The sequence below is a fragment of the Gilvimarinus sp. 1_MG-2023 genome (assembly GCF_030548285.1).
The window spans coordinates 1-244 of record NZ_JAUOSC010001529.1 but is presented as its reverse complement, the minus strand read 5'-3'; the positions used below and the strand labels follow the sequence as shown (position 1 = coordinate 244).

1 pseudogene is annotated in these 244 nt (G+C 51.6%); it reads left to right on the top strand.

Annotated elements, in window-relative coordinates:
• Window positions 1-244, top strand: a pseudogene (locus Q4563_RS21945) (twitching motility protein PilT); the annotation flags it as partial.

Below are 244 nucleotides of genomic sequence, written 5' to 3'. Positions count from 1 at the left end.
GGATCAATGTCCCGGCACTGGAACGTAATGAAGTGCACTCGCTGGTGTACGACATCATGAATGACAAGCAACGCAAGTATTTCGAGGAATTTCTTGAAACCGACTTTTCGTTTGAAGTGCCAGGGGTCGCCCGCTTCCGGGTCAATGCTTTTAACCAAAACCGGGGTGCCGGTGCGGTATTCCGGACGATTCCGTCCAAGGTTCTGAACATGGACCAGCTTGGTATGGGCGAAGTGTTCAAGGA